Below are 18,179 nucleotides of genomic sequence, written 5' to 3'. Positions count from 1 at the left end.
TTATTTTTCTCCAGACACGAGGCTTAAACGCTGCTGTAGCATGGCACGCATTTCATTTGGATTTTTACAATGCACATCATCACCGCCACGACTCTGCTCAGCATTAAGACGTGCCACATTTAAACGCAAGAACCAGAAACGGCAGGCTGCCATGGCCAAATACACATTTAAACAGGCTTGTTCATCGGCAGTTAGTGCGCGAATCTCTTGATACGCATCCAAATAAGCTTGTAATTTATCTGCATCCAACTCCACATTCGGGAACTGGCTACAAAAATCATTAATGGTAATCGCAACATCAAACAGCAATTCATCAAAATTCAGTTCAAAGAAATCCAGAATTCCTTTGAGTTCATCACCTTCAAACAATGTGTTGTCACGGAACAAATCAGAATGTACCCAGCCTTTTGGACGTTGCGGGTACTGCGCCTGATACTCGGCAAATACCGCATAAACATGTTCCATCAGTGCGGCATCTTCTGCCGACATACTATTTTTTAAGTTTTGCCCAATCGCTGTCCAGTAAACATGGTCACGACTATGGCTGCGCGTTAACGGAAAATCTTGTAGTGCAACATGCAGCTTCGCCTGTGCTGTGGCAATTTCAGCAACTTGAGCGATGGTTGTTGTTTCAGGATGTTCACCCCAAACTCGCGGTGCAACTTGTGCAGGTTTACCCACAATATAATGAATCGCACGGTCATGATGCATCAGCGGTGCAGCGACAGGCACACCATGTGCAGCCAACTGTTGCAGGACAGGAACCAGCTCCCCTGCGCTTTGTTCTGTTTCATTTTCAAAGACGGTCAACACAAACTGTTTCTGATCTTGGGTGACAATAAAATAGTTGGTGTTTTGAATCCCCCCTTGAATCGGAATGAGTTCAACCACCTCCAATCCATAGGCCTCAGAAAACTGCTGAACTTCATCTAAACTCAAAGGAGTGTAAACCGACATAGAAAACCTGCGTGAAACAAAATAAGTTTGGTAGAATGTGCGCATAGTTTACCAAGATGTCACCCATTCTCGGGAACTTTCTTTCCATATACCGATACATTTGGATGTCACAATGCTTGCAAAACGTATTATTCCGTGCCTTGACGTTGATAATGGCCGCGTAGTGAAAGGCGTACAATTTTTAGATATTCGTGATGCAGGTGATCCTGTTGAAGTTGCACGTCGTTATAACGAACAAGGTGCCGATGAAATCACCTTTCTCGACATTACCGCAACCCATCATGGACGTGACACTACGTATCGTACTGTAGAACGTATGGCAGAAAGCGTTTTTGTTCCCCTGACTGTTGGTGGTGGCGTACGTAAAGTTGAAGATATCCGCCTACTTCTGAATGCTGGTGCAGATAAAGTCAGCATCAACTCTGCTGCGGTGTTTAACCCTGAATTTGTTCAGGAAGCCTCTCAGCGTTTTGGCGCACAATGTATTGTGGTTGCGATTGATGCCAAAAAAACGGGCGAGAATAAATGGGAAATCTTTACTCACGGTGGGCGTAAACCCACAGGAATTGATGCCATTGAATGGGCGGTTAAAATGGCAGACTACGGTGCAGGTGAACTCCTGATTACCAGTATGGATGCTGATGGAACCAAAGCAGGTTACGACCTTGCTTTAATGCGTGCAATTAATGACCGCGTAACGATTCCAACGATTGCTTCTGGTGGTGTTGGAACCTTGCAACATTTGGCTGACGGAATTCTAAAAGGTGGCGCAGATGCAGTTTTGGCTGCCAGCATTTTCCACTTTGGTCAGCACACAATTCCAGAAGCTAAACAATTCCTGGCAGCACAAGGCATTGAAATGCGCTTATAAGCAACTTATTTTTAATAAATTTTTTAAAAAAGATGACATATTGTCATCTTTTTTATTTGACCAAAAAATAAAAAATGAATTTTTCATTGATACAATGTATATTTTTTGTAAAATACATATTCAAAATTAATAACAAGTGAAACTAACTAAAGGTTAACAATGAAAAAACTTACATTATCAGTCATCGCACTCTCTTGTTTTACTGCCAGTGTTTCTAGCCATGCAGCCACATTGGCAGAATCTGCTTATGTTTCAGCAAAATTCGGTGCAAGCTCAGTTTCTAACTACGACAATAAATCTTCTTTTACTTACAATACCGTTGCAACCTCTAAAAGTGAAACCAGCTCTGTCAAATTAAGTGATGATAGCAAAACAGTTTTCACTGGTAACATTGCTTACGGTGTTAATTTTGCTCCTACATATAACGTACCAGTACGCTTAGAAGTTGAATATGCCTATCATGGTAAAGCTGCGCTTCACTCGTCTGTATCTGGTTCACCTGTTCTATCTGTAAGCAGCTTGAATATTGACAACATTAACTATAAGCATGACCTGACATTACAAAGCTATATGCTCAACGGTTATTATGACTTTACAAACCATTCGCGTTTTACACCATACCTTTCAGCAGGTGTTGGTTTAGCACATACAAAATTAAAGACAGGTGCGGTGCTTACTAGTAGTACAGCTATTATTGAAGATGGCATCGGTTCAAACACAAAATCACATATCGCATTAGGCGTTGGAGCTGGGTTTGCGTATGAAATCAATCCTAAACTTCATTTAGATCTAGGTTACCGCTATCTGAATGGTGGTAATGTTACTAACAGACTTCACTATATTAACAAAAGCACTTCTGACACTGTCGAAGTAGAAAATAAAGTTAAAGTTGATGCCCATGACGTAACTCTAGGTCTACGTTACGCATTCTAAGATTTTAAAATTTAATAAAGAGGGCTTATGCCCTCTTTATTTTTTTCACATCAATCAATTGTTCATTTTTTGGCTTGACCTTTTACCCAAATCCAGTAAAATTCTCGCCACGTTGCCGACATAGCTCAGTTGGTAGAGCAACTGACTTGTAATCAGTAGGTCCACAGTTCGAATCCGTGTGTCGGCACCATCAAATTCAAAAAGCCTCAAGTTTGTACTTGGGGCTTTTTTTATGCAATTAAAATCAGTTGTTAAGTTGTGATTCAGCTAGAAGCATTTTAAATTCCACCCAATCGATCAAATCCAATCACGGTGATATTGCCTCAAAGATTTGTGTTGGCACTTTGCATTATTGTTGCTTGAGAGTTACATTTTATTGTGATTCAACTGAGAGTTGTAGAAGCTTGGCTTTTGTTCTTGGCTAGATGGCTTTTATTGTAGTGGCTGTTACAGTACTGTTTTTAATCGCGCATGTGTACCCCGTAAAATGATGACTAGCGAATAGCATCATCATCACACATCATTAAGCTAAGGTTGCGGTAACCTGTACATAATCAATACGCCGCTCCTGAAATAATTGCTGGCACAATTTAGCTGTCATTTGAATTTTTAAAGCATTCAGGTCATGCTGAAAACCATGTAACTGAAGTTCCTGTTGCACGTACTGAGCAAAACCACCTAATACAGGTTCAGACAAAATCTGTATTTGAATTTGCTCAAAGCCATGCAGTGTCAACACGTGTTCAAGTTCCGTTTGGTACATTAGATGTTGCAGTTGCACATCGGCAAGTTTTAGCAGGTACTGATCACGCTGTTTACTCAGGAAACTGGCTTTTGACCAGTTGTCATTGAATAGTAAATAATGAAAACCAATTCTCCCTTTGGATTGTAAAAGTGCTGGAATCTGCACCATGAATTTTTTTAAATCATAATGATACAGTGCATCCAGACAAACGATTGCATCAAATTTCTGCTCAAAACATTCAGCATTTAAATTCATAAAAGAGCGCTGATGCGCGGCATGCACACACGCCAAAGCTTGTTGCTGAATTTTTTCAATACAGGCGGTTTGTATTTCTACTGCTTCAATATGCTGCACAGCATAATGCTGCGCCCAATACTGTAGGCTTGCGCCATGCCCACAACCTAAATCGAGCAGGTGATCTTGTGCTGTGAGTTGAATACTTTGTGCGAGATGCTCGGCAAGCTGTTCACATGCCTGCACATAAGTTTGGGCTGGTGCAGACCACAAGCCCAAATTACTCCACGCCAGCGTGGCAGAGTCCCCCAACATTTGCGTATTAATCGCATATTTATGCTGGGGAAGTTTCTGGCGTAGACGTTGCAGAAATTGCAAATTAGTAACCCAATTCTGGGGCAACTTCTGGTTTTGGTTTTAATCCTACAAATGGAATTGGCGCACCCAGATTTTTGGCAATCTGCATCGCAGAAGTCACCGCAGACTCCAAAATTGGCAACCCATCACATGACCATGAACCACAGAAGTAAACTTTACGATCTGACGCTTTTTGGCGGCGCTGTAATTCCTGACTCAACTCTACAGTTTGAGAATTTACCACTGCACGAGTCAGTTTCACGGTAGAAATGACTTTTTTCGGGTCAATCGGTGTAACAGGACGCCATGTCTGGAACACAGGGTTTTTCCCGACCAGTGTTGGCTCAATCGCGTTCATCCAAACCGTAAATTGCTGACGGGTAAAGTGTCGATCCATCATGTAGCTGAGTACTGCCCAGTCCTTACGACGTGGCGGCATCACAGTTGCATCGGTATGAATCACCAAATCGCCTTCTTCAAAACGGAACTGTTTTAAAAGCTGCAAGTCTTCAGCAAACTGTTCTGGATTGAGGAAATCTTCAATTTTATTGGTTGGAGTTGCCACAATCACACGATCAAATAACTGCTGTGTACCTGCTTGATTTTCAACCAAAACTTTATCGTCTTTCAGCTCAACTTTTGTTACCGCAGCACCGCTATGAATGGTAATGCCTTCAATCAGCTTGCCCACAAAAGCAGGTGTCCCGCCTTGCAAACGCAACAATTCAACACCACTGGTCAACTGACTTAAAAACACCAGTAACGGTTTTGCTGGCCATTCGCCAATGGTTTTCGGGTTACAGGTACAAATGGTATACAGCACTGGCATCACTGCGCCATGCCAGAACACTTCTTCGATGTCGTTTTTATTAATAAATTCAGTCAGGGTAATATTCTGATTTTTCGATTTAAAGAAACGGTGAATTGCAGTTTTAAGCTGGAGCATGCCTTTGACCAAGCGCACACCGTATTGCTGTAAGCCTTTACGGTTGTTGATGATCGGGAAATTCCCAATCGGTGCGCGTGAAGTGGTCAGCCATGTTTCGGTTTTATCTTCAAACAACCAGCTACATGCCATGTAGGTACGTACTGGAAAGGTTTTAATCCCTAAATAAGTTGCAAGACTTAAGGTATTTTTCCAGAGATACGGATTCATGACACGCAGTGGCGCATCAATAATTCCACCATCAAACTCGACCGTATGACTGTCCATGCCTCGTCCGGGCAACGATTCGAATACGGTAATATTATGTCCTGCATCTTTGAGAATTCTTGCAGTAGCAAGCCCAGCCATGCCACTACCAATGACTGCAATATCCAATGTTTTATCCGTTTTTTAGCCCATTTTTTTCATTATGTGCGATGTTGCCAGCAAATACCTTGTTAAAAAATACCATAATTCGTTTTTTTTACATTCGCTTACAGTCATTTTTTACAAACAATCCTAGCTTGATTTTTTTAAATAACAAATTAAAAATCAATGACTTTTGGATTAAACCAATTCACCCATGAGCTTGTCTGGCGAATTTCGACAGGTACGGCAGGAATCAGTTCGTAACGCAAAATGTCCTGCTGCCTGACCTGCTTGGCTAAACGGTATTTTTGGCTATGAATACATTCCCGATCTGCAAATTCGCAGCGATCAAGACGGGTTCCGCCACAAGGCCCATTGGCTAAACCTTTCGGGCAGGTTTCAGGGCAAATATACAGGGTTTCTGCCAAACGACATTGCCCGCAGCTTTCACAGCCGACTACAGCATGTTTACTGGCATGTTCAACGGCCAAGATACTTTTCGCTGCCAAGCCCTGTTGCCAAAACTGGCGCTGAAACACAAAACGCCCGATTTTTTGCGCCAGTGTACTGTCAAATAACCAGTCATGAGTAACTTGTAAAACCTGATATTTCAGCACGGAAGCTTGCCGCTGTGGATAGGCAGCCGATAAATCAGGCTGCATTTCATCGCCACGCACAATCTTGCACAGGCGATTCCACTCCATCAAACATTGCTCCAGCGTCCATGTCTGATATTGAGCCATAGCCTGTTCCAGCAAAGCCTGCTGCTCTGGATTTTGACAGCCTGAGACATGAATGCCTGCCAGTCCCCAGTGTCGATAAATCCAGATTTGCAGTGCTGCCCGTGCATAAACCCGTTGCTCTGCCCATGCGGCATTTTCTTGCAGCTCGGCTTTCAAGTGTTGTAATAAATGGCGGCTAATTTCAATGCCTGCCACCTGTTGCTTGACCATGAATTTGGCACGGCGATAGGTCAATGGCATCACACAGGCCAACACAGGACAAGGCTGCGCACTTGCATCCACAAACTGTTTAAATTTCAAAATTTTATTGAGATCATAACCCAACTGGGTAATCACAAAGTCTGCACCCGCACGCTGCTTTTTTTCAAATTTGAGATACTGGGCCTGTTCTTCACTTTCAGTGTATTTAAATGGGTTGAATGCCACACCACAATACATCTCAGGTGCATGCGCTTTCACCCACATTAACGCACTGACTGACTCTAAATAACGTGTGCGTTGTCGTGGATCTGTGTGACCAAAATTATGCTGCTTGAGCTTATCGCCTGTGAGTAACAGCACATCATGCAGATTTTGCTGTTTGGCTTGCTCGACAAACTGCTGTAAATCTTTAACATCACGCGCCTTCCCTGAGAAATGCAGCAGCTTGGCCTGTTCAGGACTGACACTCTGAGCCAACGTGATGGGTGATGGATCATCATCGGCATGCACACGATCGGCAAATGCCATGACACAAGGTAAGCCTGCCAAAGTCGATATCGGCGGTAATTCTGTACGCTTAGACACGATCTGTTCAAGAACCAGACAAAACTGTTGCTGTTGTAAATAATGCGAAAGTGCCGACATATGCGCAGAGAGAAAATCTAAAGATCTAGTTTAACAAAGAGCTCTATACAAGAAAAATGCCAAACAGGTTATATTAAAACCAATACATGCTTTCAGGGGAAATGGGTCTAACGTTGGGAGGGTTAAATTTTTGACTTCATCATGATGAAACGATGAAAATGATGGATAAATTTCATTGATTAAAAACAATTTTTTAATACATACCATGTATCAAATGATTGCCCTCTTCGATTGAAAACAAAGGCTATGCGAGCTAAACACGAATTGTTCGGGTGGTAAAACTGAGTCATTTCACGAACCCACACTACAATTGTAGTCTTTTGTAAAAATCTTATGCTGTCATCTTTGCCATGTTCGACAAAGCTGTTGAATTGATAACAATTTCCAGCATTTTTAATTGTAGCTGTTCCCCTATTCCACCCAATTGACAACAAAATAATTTACGCTATCCTAATAAATAGACGACTGGTCTATTTTAAATAGGTAACCTGATGACCCTGAGCAAAAAAGCAGAACAAACTCGACAGCATATTTTAGATACAGGCTTTGAGCTGGTGCTGCACAAAGGCTTTGTCGGTGTCGGTTTACAGGAAATTTTAAAAACCAGTGGTGTTCCTAAAGGCTCGTTCTATCACTACTTTGCGTCTAAAGAGGCGTTTGGCTGCGAGCTACTGCAACACTACATCAGCAACTATGGACAACGTCTGTCGATTCTTTGGAATCAACCTGAACGGTCGGCACGCACACAGTTGCTGAGCTATTTTCAGGCATGGATTCAAGACCCAGAACAACCCGATACAGGCTGGGCCGAAAGCTGCCTGATTGTCAAACTTGCGGCTGAAGTGGCTGATTTATCGGAAGATATGCGTGAAATCATGCACCAAGGCGTGCAAGTCCTTATTGCTCGCCTCAGTGAATTTCTACAACGTGGTGTCGATGAAGGTTCGATGCATCTGTGCAGCAACCCTGCTGCCACTGCACAAGTGCTGTATCAGATGTGGCTCGGTGCTGCCCTGCTCAGCAAACTCAGTCAAAGCAAAGACCCGATGCACGATGCACTGCGGGCAACAGAATTTATGCTCGGTCAAGCGACCGCCTAAGGCATTTTGGAGAATATGATGAAAATTTTAATGGTACTCACTTCACATGACCGCTTGGGCAACACAGGTCATAAAACAGGTTTTTGGTTGGAAGAATTTACTGCGCCATATTATGTGTTTAAAGATGCAGGTGCAGAAATTACATTAGCCTCACCTCAAGGTGGACAACCGCCACTTGATCCTAAAAGTAACGAACCTGATTTCCAGACGGATTCAACCCGACGCTTTGAGCAAGATGCTGAGGCTCAGGCGCTATTGGCAAACACCCACGTCCTTGCCGAGGTTGATGTGACTGGCTTTGATGCGGTGATGTATCCAGGGGGACATGGCCCGCTTTGGGATCTGACTGAAAATGCTGCTTCAATTGCACTACTTGAATATTTTGACCGTGCAAGCAAACCAATGGGCTTGGTCTGCCACGCTCCTGCAGTACTGAAACATGTCAAAACAGCAGCAGGTCAATCTTTTGTGGCAGGTAAAAAGGTTACAGGCTTTTCCAACAGTGAAGAAGCTGCGGTTGGACTGACTGAGGTTGTACCATTTTTAATTGAAGATGAATTTACGGCACAAGGTGCACACTATCAAAAAGGTGCAGACTGGCAGTCTTTCATTGTCAGCGAAGGACATCTGGTGACAGGGCAAAACCCTGCCAGCTCGGAAGCCGTTGCAGAACAGCTTCTCGCTTTACTAAATCCAGCGGCTTAAGCGCTTCCGATGGATATTACAACCTTACAGCAACGCTTGGCAGCCATGCGCCAAGCGCATACTCAAGCGGCTCCAGCCAGTCTGGAACTACGCCATGACCGTTTGGAACGTGCAAAAAAATTACTTATTGAAAATCATGAGGCACTAATTGCTGCGATTTCGGCAGATTTTGGACATCGCAGTGCCTACCAAAGTTTGGTGTCAGACATTTTGGCTTCGGTTGGTGCGTTGAGTTATGCCCAAGAGCAACTGGCTGTGTGGATGCAACCTGAAATTGTGGCTGCACCGTATGCCGAGATGCGTACCGAGATTCATCAGCAACCGCTCGGTGTGGTAGGGATTATAAGCCCGTGGAATTTCCCACTGAATCTTGCCTTTAGCCCGCTGGCAGGTGTGTTTGCTGCGGGTAACCGTGCCTTAATCAAACCCTCTGAGCTAACACCTAAAACCGCAGCCCTGTTGGCAGAACTGGTTCCACAATATTTCGATGCACTAGAACTGGGTGTGGTCACAGGTAATGCCGAGATGGGTGCAGCATTTAGTGCCTTGCCTTTCGATCATTTGGTATTTACAGGTAGTAGCCAAGTTGGACGGCATGTGATGCGTGCTGCCGCAGAAAATCTGGTGCCTGTGACCTTGGAACTCGGCGGTAAATCGCCTGTGGTGATTGCCCCTGATGCCAAACTTGAACAAGCGGTGCAGCGTATTTTGACGGTGAAAACCGTCAATGCAGGGCAAATCTGTATTTCACCCGATTATGTATTGTTGCCTGAACAGCAACGGCAGGACTTTGTGGCGTTCGCCCAGCAATTTATGGCAGAGAGCTTCAGCCATTTCCAAGACAATCCTGATTACACCGCGATTATTAACCCGCGGCATTATCAGCGTTTAATGCGAGTATTAGACGATGCAAAGGCCAAAGGAGCGACCTTGATTCCTTTGACTGCGCACACTCAAGAAGCCACTCATGATGATGCCAGCCGTAAAATTGTGCCGACTTTGGTGCTGAATGTCAGCGATGACATGTTGGTGATGCAGGAAGAAATTTTTGGCCCGATCTTGCCGATTAAAATCTATCAGCAAGAACAGCAAGCGATTGACTATATCAATGCGCATCCACGCCCGTTGGCGGCTTATTACTTCTCAGAAGATGCCGCAGCACAACAGTATTTTGCGGAACGAACCACTTCTGGCGCGTTGGTGGTGAATGATGTCATGACCCATGTGGTGATTGAAACTTTACCATTTGGCGGTGTCGGTGCATCGGGAATTGGGGCTTATCACGGGGTTCATGGTTTCAGATGTTTTAGTCATGCCAAACCGATTGTGGTGCAAAGTCCACAAGGCGAATCCAATCTACGTTTACGCGCGCCTTATGCGGCAGCGTATCAGCAATTACAGAATGTGCTGAATCAAATTCAGGAGTAATTTTCATGCAAAGTTTAATTCATGAGCGCTTTGGCGAACCTGAAGATGTCCTGCATTTGGCCGATCAACCTGTACCTGAGTTGCAGACTGATCAGGTGCGGATTCGTACCCTGCTCGCGCCGATTCATCATCATGACTTATGGACAGTTCGCGGGCGTTATGGCTATAAGCCAACTTTCCCTGCGATTGGTGGCAGTGAAGCGGTCGGGATCATTGATGCTATCGGTGCAGAAGTTGAACATTTACAGGTGGGTCAACGGGTTGCGGTGGCTTCGGTAAATGGCACATGGGCAGAATATTTTATTGCGCCAAGCCATATAGTGATTCCACTGCCCGATGCAATTCCCGATGAAGTTGCAGCGCAGTTGATTGCCATGCCGCTCAGTGCCCTGATGTTACTGGAGTTTTTACAGGTCAATGCGGGTGAATGGATCATCCAAAATACCGCCAATGGTACAGTCGGCAAAACGCTCGCCATGCTGGCGCAGTCGCGTGGTGTGCATAGCATTAACCTTGTACGTCGCAATGAAGCTGTAGCTGAGTTACAAGCGTTGGGCATTCAGCATGTGGTTTCCACAGCGCAAACGGGTTGGCAACAGCAAGTTGAGCAGATTGTGGCGGGCGCACAGATTCGGGCTGCGGTGGACTCGATTGGCGGACAAGCCAGCGCAGACTTACTCAGCCTGCTTGGTGAAAATGGCACATTGGTCTCATTTGGTACTCAGCTTGGCGAGCCGATGCAAATTGCTTCGGGGGATTTGATTTTTAAACAAGCCACAGTAAAAGGTTTTTGGGGCAGTAAAGTCAGCCAAAACATGAGTGTGGCCGATAAAAAGCGCCTGATTACCGAGCTTATGCAACGTCTTGTCAGCCAAGAATTGAAGCTACCTGTTGAGGCGATTTTTCCTTTTGCCGAAATTAAACAAGCAGTGAAACGCAGTCTAAGTTCAGGTAAACAGGGTAAAGTCTTGCTGCGTCCTTAAATTAAAATATGGAACAGGCAACACAAGTTCGATGCCTGTTCATTTAATAGTTTAAAATATAGATTAACGAAGATTTATCATTTTAAGTCATGCTCTAAACACTGTTTGTAGTGAACAATAGCATTTAGGTACAAGCCTTTGTGTGGAATCATCGTGGTCGCCAAACATTTTTATTTAGAAGCCTCAAAATCCCATATGACTACGTTTACCGATCAAGATTCTGTCCCACCAGCCGATCTGGAACCTGAGCCAAAGGGCTTCTAGAGCTAATTTTTCGATCTGTATGGGTAGAGGGATTGTTCACAGCAACAAGTCAAAATCGTGAAACATTGGCTAAACATTAGGCATGTTACGTTAAGATTCATGTAAAAGCCCAATTGGTGAGAATCGGGCTAATGCAAAAGAATATAAGATACTGAAAAACATAAATAAACTGAATGGATTTCGTATAAGCTGTATTATGTTCATTTTAGAAAAATTTAATTATCAACTTTCTCTATTGCATTCAGCTCTACAATTAACTGCTCCTGATAAGAAATTAATTTTCAGTAAGTATTAAAGTCAGAAGTTGAATGCTTTTTAGTACCTAATTCAATTAATTTTATAATATCTGCTTTAGCTTACTACATTGTTTTATAATGGCACTGATTGATTAGCACTACTGCAATTGAATGACTTTTATATATTTATTAAAAATAGATGGGGCTATCTATGATTCTATATCAAACAATTTTTAATGTGGATTCTCAAAGTAAAACATTAGAAGATGTTAAAAATATTTGTTGCGAATGGCTTTATGCAAGTCGTAATTCTAAATTTAATTCTAAGAATTTAAAGTTTAATGCTTATGAAGACATAGATATAATTTCTCCTAATCATTCGGAAAGGGTCTTAGCGAATTATGTAGATTGCGATCAAGTAGAAAATTTTTATTTTGAATATCAAAAAGATATTCATAAATCAAATCAATGGATTACCATTATTGCTATTGAAAAAAATGCTACTAATTTTAAAATTGGCGTTAAACTTAAAACAATCAGTACAAGTCCAAGACCTGATAATCAGCCAATAAAAAAACCTCTAATTATCAGTAAACTAATTGATGAGCTAGGTGCTGCTTTTGATGGAGAGTTTTTGATAGATCAAATAAATTACTTAGATAACTCAACTTATTGGATTGAAACTGTTTCTAAATTTGTTAATGGAGATTTTACAGGTCATTTACCATGTGTATATCTTAGCCAACCAGTTTGTTTTAATGAGGAACAAATTCAGGATCTTCAAAAAGAATTGTTTGGTTTAGCTCATATTTTTATTGAACCACAAGATAACTATCAAGCATTTTCATATAAATTAAAAGAAGCCAGCAATAGTAAAAATGCTTATAATGGGTCAATTGGTATATACTGGAAAAATGGATTTAGTAAAAAGCTTTTTCTAAAAGCAGACCAAACAACTCAGCTACTAATAAATAATTTAAACCGTTTAGTTCGTAGCTCTTTACTTGTACAAAAGTTTCCAAAAAGTTTAACTAGACATTCTATTCTAGAGAAAAAATTCAGAACTCAAATTGATGGACTAAAACAAAAAGAGTTAAAAAATCCTCAGGATTATGAAGAACTAATAAAATTGTATGATGCTGAAATTGAAGCTAAAAATAAGAAAATATTAGAATTGGAAAACAATTCTTATCAATACGATTACCAAGATTTTTCTCGAGAAGTCAGCCCCGAAGATAGTAATAATTCTTTTAGCATTCCATTTAATATTTCACAATATTTTGAAAAAGAAATTAAGCATAAAATGTATAATTTATTACTAGAATTACAAGTTGATAATTTAGGATTAAGTGATAGAAAAAAAGAAATATTTGAAGATATTGTATCTAATATTAAGCAAGATAAAGACTATGAAGAATACTCTAATCAAATAGAGCATTTAAAAAATGTATTAAATGATTTTAAAGGTAATAATACAAAATTACGAAAGGCTCTTTCGCCTTTTAATATTGAACTAAGTGAAGATGGTAAACATCTTAAGGCAAATTTTCGCTTAGATACACGCTATCCCCAAAGTTTTGCAAAAACACCAAGTGATAATAGAGCTGGAAAAAATATTTATCGAGATTTTAAAAAAATATTATATTAATACAATCCTTAAAATTCCAGTAATTAAAATTAGTTAAGCTTTCTAAGTCTTCCCTTAACCAAGGGGAGACTTTCCATAAATCAGATATTTGTAAACCCATTCCATTTTCAAAGAATGATTGCCAATATATTAAATAATTTTGGTGGCTATTCACTATGCTTCTAATATTACAAATTAAATATTATTGGCATTTAACATAAACTTTCTTATACAAAATTAATATTTTAAGACTTCTATCCCCACAGAATATAGACATAGAAGCCTTGAGCAATATTTCTCAAGCATCAGTAGCATGTCTCTCAGGATCTACTTTTATCAAAAATATTGCAAATATTGGTTTGGCTTGAACAGTTGCCGATGAGATTTCCGCGTACCCCATTTTTCAAATACACGCATCAAACGTAGATCAATCTACCCCTTATCCTGCACCAGACTATGCAGATACGCCACCGCAGCCGTGCGGTTTTCAACTGCCAGTTTGGCAAACACGTGTTCAAGGTGCTTGTTCACAGTACGAGGACTCAGCGCCAAAATTTCCGCAATATCCTTATTGGTTTTTCCCAAAATCAGCCAGTGCATCACTTCTGCTTCACGTTGGGTCAGTTGCGGGCAAAACTTCAAAATGTCCGCCACGCTTAAGGTCGCGGTTGCCAGTTTAATTTGCACCAGATAATTTTGATTGCTGCGTTCAGCTTGCCACGGCGTGAGTAATAAAAGCTGTAAATTTTGCGTAGAGGTCGCATAGCTACAACTCATCAAACGTTTCGGGTCTTTGTCCTGTTTTAGCTCACTAAACCAGTGCTTTAGTCCCTGTTCGAAACCAGCATTGTCAGGCAGACATTCTTGTAAAATCTGCTCGGCTTTTTGGGTTTGCCATAACATTTTCCCTTCCGCATCGAGTGCCAAAATCGCAGTTTCAGTGGCATCAATCACCTGTTTTTGTTGCTGTAACAGCTTAGCATGCGTCAGATGTGTACGCACCCGCGCCAGCACTTCTTCAATATTTAACGGCTTGGTGACATAGTCCACGCCCCCGACCTGAAAACCACGCACAATATGCTCGGTTTCCGACAGCCCTGTCATAAAAATCACGGGAATGAGTTGGGTAATCGGGCTAGCTTTGAGTTGCAGACAGCTTTCAAAACCATCCATATGTGGCATGTTGCCATCCAGCAAAATCATATCGGGCTGACAGCGATGGGCAATTTCAATCGCACTTAAACCATCGGTGGTGACCAGCACCCGATAGCCTGCCTGATCAAGGCTTTCATGCAAAAGCCCCAAATTTTCGGGCACATCATCCACAATTAAAATTACCGCATCATGATGATTCATCAATGCTAAAGTCCTGAAGCTGCTGTTTGGCCATTTTGAGGTCAAATTTTTGCACAGATTGTGCCAACTGCAACCATAATTTTTGCTGTTCGGGAAAATCCTGCTGATACTGTTGCAGCGCCTGTTGTGCCCCGCGAATATAACCCTGACTCAGCACCTCCTGTAAATGTGCCAAGGCTTGCGGCAAGCTTTGTACTGAAGTTGCTGATAATGTTTCAGTGACTTTCTCTGAGTTTGATGATGCTGGCTGAGTCGATTGCATTTGATTTAGCAAATTGGGCTGCTGTGCTTGCTGCTCGGCATTCAGCCATGTTAAATCCAGTTTGTCGCCAATTTTGCTCAGCAATAAATTCAGATCAATCGGTTTCAGTAGAAAATCTTCGGTGAGTACAGCATCTTGTGGATTCACCGCACGCTCATTGGCATCGGCGGAAATAATCACGATCGGCACATTGGTAATATGGTTTTGGCGTAGCAAACGTGCAGTTTCCCAGCCGCCCATCAACGGCATATTGAGATCCATCAGAATCAGGTCAGGCTGAAACATCGGCACTTGGCGCAGGCAGTCAATCCCCGATTCGGCTTCTTGCAACTCAAAACCGAGCGGGCGCAAAAAGTTGGCGACCAGACCACGATCGACCGCTTCATTATCCACCACTAAAATCCGTTTACGCTCGCCGACATAACCGACAATCTGATTGCTATGCAGGTTACGAATCGGGTGAATCAGGTCTTTGGATGGCAAATACAGCTTGATATGAAAACTCGTGCCCTGATTCAGCTCGCTGCTCACCGTCAGTTGTCCGCCGAGCAAATCCACCAGTAATTTAACAATCGGTAGCCCTAGCCCTGTCCCCGAAAAACCGCCCTGCACCACATTACGTCCACGTTCAAAAGGCGTGAAAATGCGCTGTAAATCTTCCTTGGCAATCCCGCAGCCTGTGTCCTGAACGGTAAAATAGGCAGTCTGAAAACGATAATCGACCTGCAAGCGGATTTCGCCTTTACGGGTAAATTTCAGCGCATTGCCCAAGACATTAATCAGCACCTGTTCCAGACGTTTTTTGTCGCTACGCACATATTGCGGCAGGTGTTCACTAATCTCACAGACAAATTTCAGATGCTTCTGCTCAATCTGCGGCTGAAACATTTGCACGATTTGCTGAATAAAATCAGGGAAATGAATATCGACCATATTCAGGGAAATCTTGCCTGTTTCGATGCGTGCCAAATCCAGCAAACCATCAATCAATGACGTCAGATGCTGCCCGCTACGGCTAATCACCCCCAAAGCCTTTTCGCCCTGTTCCGAGAGTTTTTCCTGCTTTTGCAATAACTGGCTATAACCCAAAATACTGTTCAGCGGCGTACGCAGTTCATGGCTAATGCCAATCACATAACGACTTTTGGCTTCGTTGGCTTTTTCCGCCTGAATCCGTGCATCCTGCAAATGCTGCGAAGTGACTTCATGCGCGGCTATTTCTTCGAGGAGCAGGCTATTTTGCTGCTCACTTTCCTGTTCGGCATTACGGCGGCTTTCATCATTCAGCACCAACCACCATGCCGCCACACTGATCAGTAAAAACAGAATGCAGTAAATTTTCACAAACAGCGCAAACAGTTGCTGCTGCCCTGCGGTATGAATCGCGTCCAAGCTGCTTTTTTCCTGCAAATACACCAAGCTCAGACAGACCGCCAGTACCAGCGCCAAACTCAGCATCACCAGTAAATACAGACTCAAACGCGTATTCAGGCGCTGCGCCCACGTAATCGGCAGGTAACGAATCAGCAAGCTTTTCCATTGTTCTGACCAGCGTGCATGCGGTTTACAGCGGTCATGGCAACGGGCTTCCAACGAACAGCACAAAGAGCAAATTTCCCCGCTATAGGCAGGGCAACTCGCCATATCCGCCACTTCATATTCACGCTGACACACCACGCAGGTTGCCACTGAAGTCATGGCTAAAGCTTCAGGCTGACGTGCAAGGTAATATTTCCCTCGGGTCAGATAGGCAATGATCGGGACACTCAGCATGGCTGTGCCCAGTGCAATAAAACTCGCCAAGCCTTTTGCCAGTTCCCCGAAAAATCCCAGATAACTCAGCATCGACAGCAACGATGCCAACAGCAGCGCACCTACCCCGACAGGGTTAATGTCATATAAATAGGCACGGCGAAACTCGATGCCTTTCGGGCTTAAACCCAGTGGTTTACAGATAATCAGGTCCGCAACCACTGCACCTATCCATGCCAGTGCGATATTGCTATACAACCCCAAAATCTGCTCAACCGCATGGCTGATGCCCATTTCCATCAACATGATGGCAATCAGGATATTGAAAATCAGCCAGACAATCCGCCCAGGGTGGCTATGGGTTAAACGCGCAAAGAAGTTTGACCATGCCAGTGAACCTGCATAGGCATTGGTCATGTTGATCTTGATTTGTGCCAGACACACCAGCAGCACCGTGAGCCACAGCGCCACATCTGCAGAGGAAATGCCTTGCTGAAAAGCGAACCAATACAGATAGGTCGGATTGCTGAGTTCAATCTGTGGTACGGCATAGCGATAAGCCAACACCATCAGCAGCATGCCCATCAGGATTTTGACAAAGCCAAAAATAATCCATGAGGGTCCACCCAAAAATACCGCCAGCAACCATGAGCGCGGATGCTGCTCACGCGGCGGCAAAAAGCGCAAATAGTCGGCTTGTTCGCCAATCTGAATCACAAACACAAACAGCAAGGTACAGGCTGCGCCAAAATACGTCAGGTTAAATGCGGTTGAATGTGAAGTAATGCCAACAAACTGCATACTTTGTTCGAGCAGTTGCGGCTGTTTCCACCATACAAAGATCCACGGCAACAGCAGTAAAATCAGCCAGATCGGTTGGGTAATCGCCTGAACTTTATTGATAAATCCAACCCCTTTCACCACCAAAGGCAAGATGATCAGGGCGGAAATCAGATAACCGATACTCTGCGGAATATGCAGCGCTAGCTCCAGTGCCATTGCCATAATTGCTGCTTCAAACGCCAGCAAAATAAAAGTGAAACTGGCATAAATCACTGAGGTAATGGTCGAACCGATATAGCCAAAACCTGCGCCACGGGTGAGTAAATCTACATCGACATTGTATTTGGCGGCATAGTAACTGATCGGCCAACTGGTCAGAAAAATCAGGCTACACACCACAATCGCTGCCATGAGTGCATTGCTAAAACCGTATTGCCACAGCAGGGTCGCGCCAATCGCTTCCATCGCCAGAAAACTCACCGTCGACATGGCGGTATTGGTCACCATCCACGGCGACCATTTCCGTACCGAGCGCGGTGCATAGCGTAAGGCAAAATCTTCAATACTCTCATCCGCCACCCAAATGTTGTACTCACGGCGGGTTGGAATCACCCGTTGCGGGGCTGAAGGTGGCGTTGGCGATTTCGGCATGATGGAATTCCAGCAAGGCATGAACATTCAAGTGCTGCTTGCACTTTGCCAA

General features: G+C 43.2%; 13 protein-coding genes and 1 tRNA gene. 8 read left to right on the top strand and 6 right to left on the bottom strand.

All coding sequences use genetic code 11. The annotated features are described in order from the left end of the window. Positions 1-957 (bottom strand): homoserine kinase, encoded by a 957-nt coding sequence (locus P255_RS00525; RefSeq protein ID WP_004898944.1) that lies wholly within the window; start codon positions 955-957, stop codon positions 1-3. Between the two features lie 112 nt (positions 958-1,069). Between P255_RS00525 and hisF the strand changes: the two genes are divergently transcribed. The 3 genes from hisF (at position 1,070) to P255_RS00510 (ending at position 2,951) form a co-directional block, all read left to right on the top strand. After that, positions 1,070-1,828, top strand: coding sequence for an imidazole glycerol phosphate synthase subunit HisF (gene hisF / locus P255_RS00520; RefSeq protein WP_004754632.1), 759 nt, complete (start codon positions 1,070-1,072; stop codon positions 1,826-1,828). Positions 1,829-1,987: 159 nt separating this feature from the next. Continuing rightward, positions 1,988-2,761 carry an outer membrane protein gene (locus P255_RS00515; RefSeq protein ID WP_004898942.1) on the top strand — a complete coding sequence of 258 codons (774 nt, stop codon included), beginning with the start codon at positions 1,988-1,990 and terminating at the stop codon, positions 2,759-2,761. A gap of 114 nt (positions 2,762-2,875) precedes the next feature. After that, positions 2,876-2,951, top strand: a tRNA-Thr gene (locus P255_RS00510). A 333-nt stretch (positions 2,952-3,284) separates the two neighbouring features. Here P255_RS00510 and P255_RS00505 read toward each other — a convergent pair. The 3 genes from P255_RS00505 to P255_RS00490 form a co-directional block, all read right to left on the bottom strand. Next, entirely contained in the window at positions 3,285-4,055 is a 771-nt protein-coding gene (locus tag P255_RS00505; protein WP_004898940.1) for an SAM-dependent methyltransferase, read from the bottom strand. A 64-nt stretch (positions 4,056-4,119) separates the two neighbouring features. Next, positions 4,120-5,418, bottom strand: coding sequence for an FAD-dependent oxidoreductase (locus tag P255_RS00500; RefSeq protein ID WP_004898937.1), 1,299 nt, complete (start codon positions 5,416-5,418; stop codon positions 4,120-4,122). A 149-nt stretch (positions 5,419-5,567) separates the two neighbouring features. Beyond that, the gene (locus P255_RS00490) at positions 5,568-6,980 is read right to left on the bottom strand and encodes a methylenetetrahydrofolate reductase C-terminal domain-containing protein (RefSeq protein ID WP_004898936.1); all 1,413 of its coding nucleotides are present in this window, start codon (positions 6,978-6,980) and stop codon (positions 5,568-5,570) included. A 491-nt stretch (positions 6,981-7,471) separates the two neighbouring features. Here P255_RS00490 and P255_RS00485 point away from each other — a divergent pair, with 491 nt between their 5' ends. The 5 genes from P255_RS00485 to P255_RS00465 all read left to right on the top strand — a co-directional run bounded on the left by P255_RS00485 (position 7,472) and on the right by P255_RS00465 (position 13,344). Beyond that, positions 7,472-8,080: a TetR/AcrR family transcriptional regulator gene (locus P255_RS00485; protein ID WP_004898934.1), complete on the top strand. Its 609-nt coding sequence runs from the start codon at positions 7,472-7,474 to the stop codon at positions 8,078-8,080. A gap of 18 nt (positions 8,081-8,098) precedes the next feature. Next, the gene (locus tag P255_RS00480) at positions 8,099-8,785 is read left to right on the top strand and encodes a type 1 glutamine amidotransferase domain-containing protein (RefSeq protein ID WP_004898932.1); all 687 of its coding nucleotides are present in this window, start codon (positions 8,099-8,101) and stop codon (positions 8,783-8,785) included. Positions 8,786-8,794: 9 nt separating this feature from the next. Beyond that, positions 8,795-10,213 carry a coniferyl aldehyde dehydrogenase gene (locus tag P255_RS00475; protein ID WP_004898931.1) on the top strand — a complete coding sequence of 473 codons (1,419 nt, stop codon included), beginning with the start codon at positions 8,795-8,797 and terminating at the stop codon, positions 10,211-10,213. A gap of 5 nt (positions 10,214-10,218) precedes the next feature. Continuing rightward, positions 10,219-11,196 carry a zinc-binding dehydrogenase gene (locus tag P255_RS00470; protein WP_004898929.1) on the top strand — a complete coding sequence of 326 codons (978 nt, stop codon included), beginning with the start codon at positions 10,219-10,221 and terminating at the stop codon, positions 11,194-11,196. A gap of 711 nt (positions 11,197-11,907) precedes the next feature. After that, positions 11,908-13,344 (top strand): hypothetical protein, encoded by a 1,437-nt coding sequence (locus tag P255_RS00465; RefSeq protein ID WP_004898928.1) that lies wholly within the window; start codon positions 11,908-11,910, stop codon positions 13,342-13,344. 411 nt (positions 13,345-13,755) lie between these two features. Here the strand turns inward: P255_RS00465 and P255_RS00460 are convergent, their stop codons facing one another. Further along, positions 13,756-14,679 (bottom strand): response regulator transcription factor, encoded by a 924-nt coding sequence (locus P255_RS00460; protein ID WP_004898925.1) that lies wholly within the window; start codon positions 14,677-14,679, stop codon positions 13,756-13,758. Then, positions 14,666-18,148 carry a hybrid sensor histidine kinase/response regulator gene (locus P255_RS00455; RefSeq protein ID WP_155756901.1) on the bottom strand — a complete coding sequence of 1,161 codons (3,483 nt, stop codon included), beginning with the start codon at positions 18,146-18,148 and terminating at the stop codon, positions 14,666-14,668. Before P255_RS00455 ends, P255_RS00460 begins: the two co-directional genes overlap by 14 nt. Positions 18,149-18,179 lie beyond the last annotated feature (31 nt).

Source organism: Acinetobacter brisouii CIP 110357 (assembly GCF_000488275.1).
Taxonomy (GTDB): domain Bacteria; phylum Pseudomonadota; class Gammaproteobacteria; order Pseudomonadales; family Moraxellaceae; genus Acinetobacter; species Acinetobacter brisouii.
The sequence above is the reverse complement of the archived record's forward strand: the minus strand, read 5'-3'. Positions and strand labels throughout refer to the sequence as shown.

Excerpts from the sequence above, each read along its gene's own strand:
- P255_RS00525 (WP_004898944.1), bottom strand. The coding sequence starts at position 957 with ATGTCGGTTTACACTCCTTTGAGTTTAGATGAAGTTCAGCAGTTTTCT.
- hisF (WP_004754632.1), top strand. The coding sequence starts at position 1,070 with ATGCTTGCAAAACGTATTATTCCGTGCCTTGACGTTGATAATGGCCGC.
- P255_RS00515 (WP_004898942.1), top strand. The coding sequence starts at position 1,988 with ATGAAAAAACTTACATTATCAGTCATCGCACTCTCTTGTTTTACTGCC.
- P255_RS00505 (WP_004898940.1), bottom strand. The coding sequence starts at position 4,055 with ATGTTGGGGGACTCTGCCACGCTGGCGTGGAGTAATTTGGGCTTGTGG.
- P255_RS00490 (WP_004898936.1), bottom strand. The coding sequence starts at position 6,980 with ATGTCGGCACTTTCGCATTATTTACAACAGCAACAGTTTTGTCTGGTT.
- P255_RS00485 (WP_004898934.1), top strand. The coding sequence starts at position 7,472 with ATGACCCTGAGCAAAAAAGCAGAACAAACTCGACAGCATATTTTAGAT.
- P255_RS00480 (WP_004898932.1), top strand. The coding sequence starts at position 8,099 with ATGAAAATTTTAATGGTACTCACTTCACATGACCGCTTGGGCAACACA.
- P255_RS00475 (WP_004898931.1), top strand. The coding sequence starts at position 8,795 with ATGGATATTACAACCTTACAGCAACGCTTGGCAGCCATGCGCCAAGCG.
- P255_RS00470 (WP_004898929.1), top strand. The coding sequence starts at position 10,219 with ATGCAAAGTTTAATTCATGAGCGCTTTGGCGAACCTGAAGATGTCCTG.
- P255_RS00465 (WP_004898928.1), top strand. The coding sequence starts at position 11,908 with ATGATTCTATATCAAACAATTTTTAATGTGGATTCTCAAAGTAAAACA.
- P255_RS00460 (WP_004898925.1), bottom strand. The coding sequence starts at position 14,679 with ATGAATCATCATGATGCGGTAATTTTAATTGTGGATGATGTGCCCGAA.
- P255_RS00455 (WP_155756901.1), bottom strand. The coding sequence starts at position 18,148 with ATGCCTTGCTGGAATTCCATCATGCCGAAATCGCCAACGCCACCTTCA.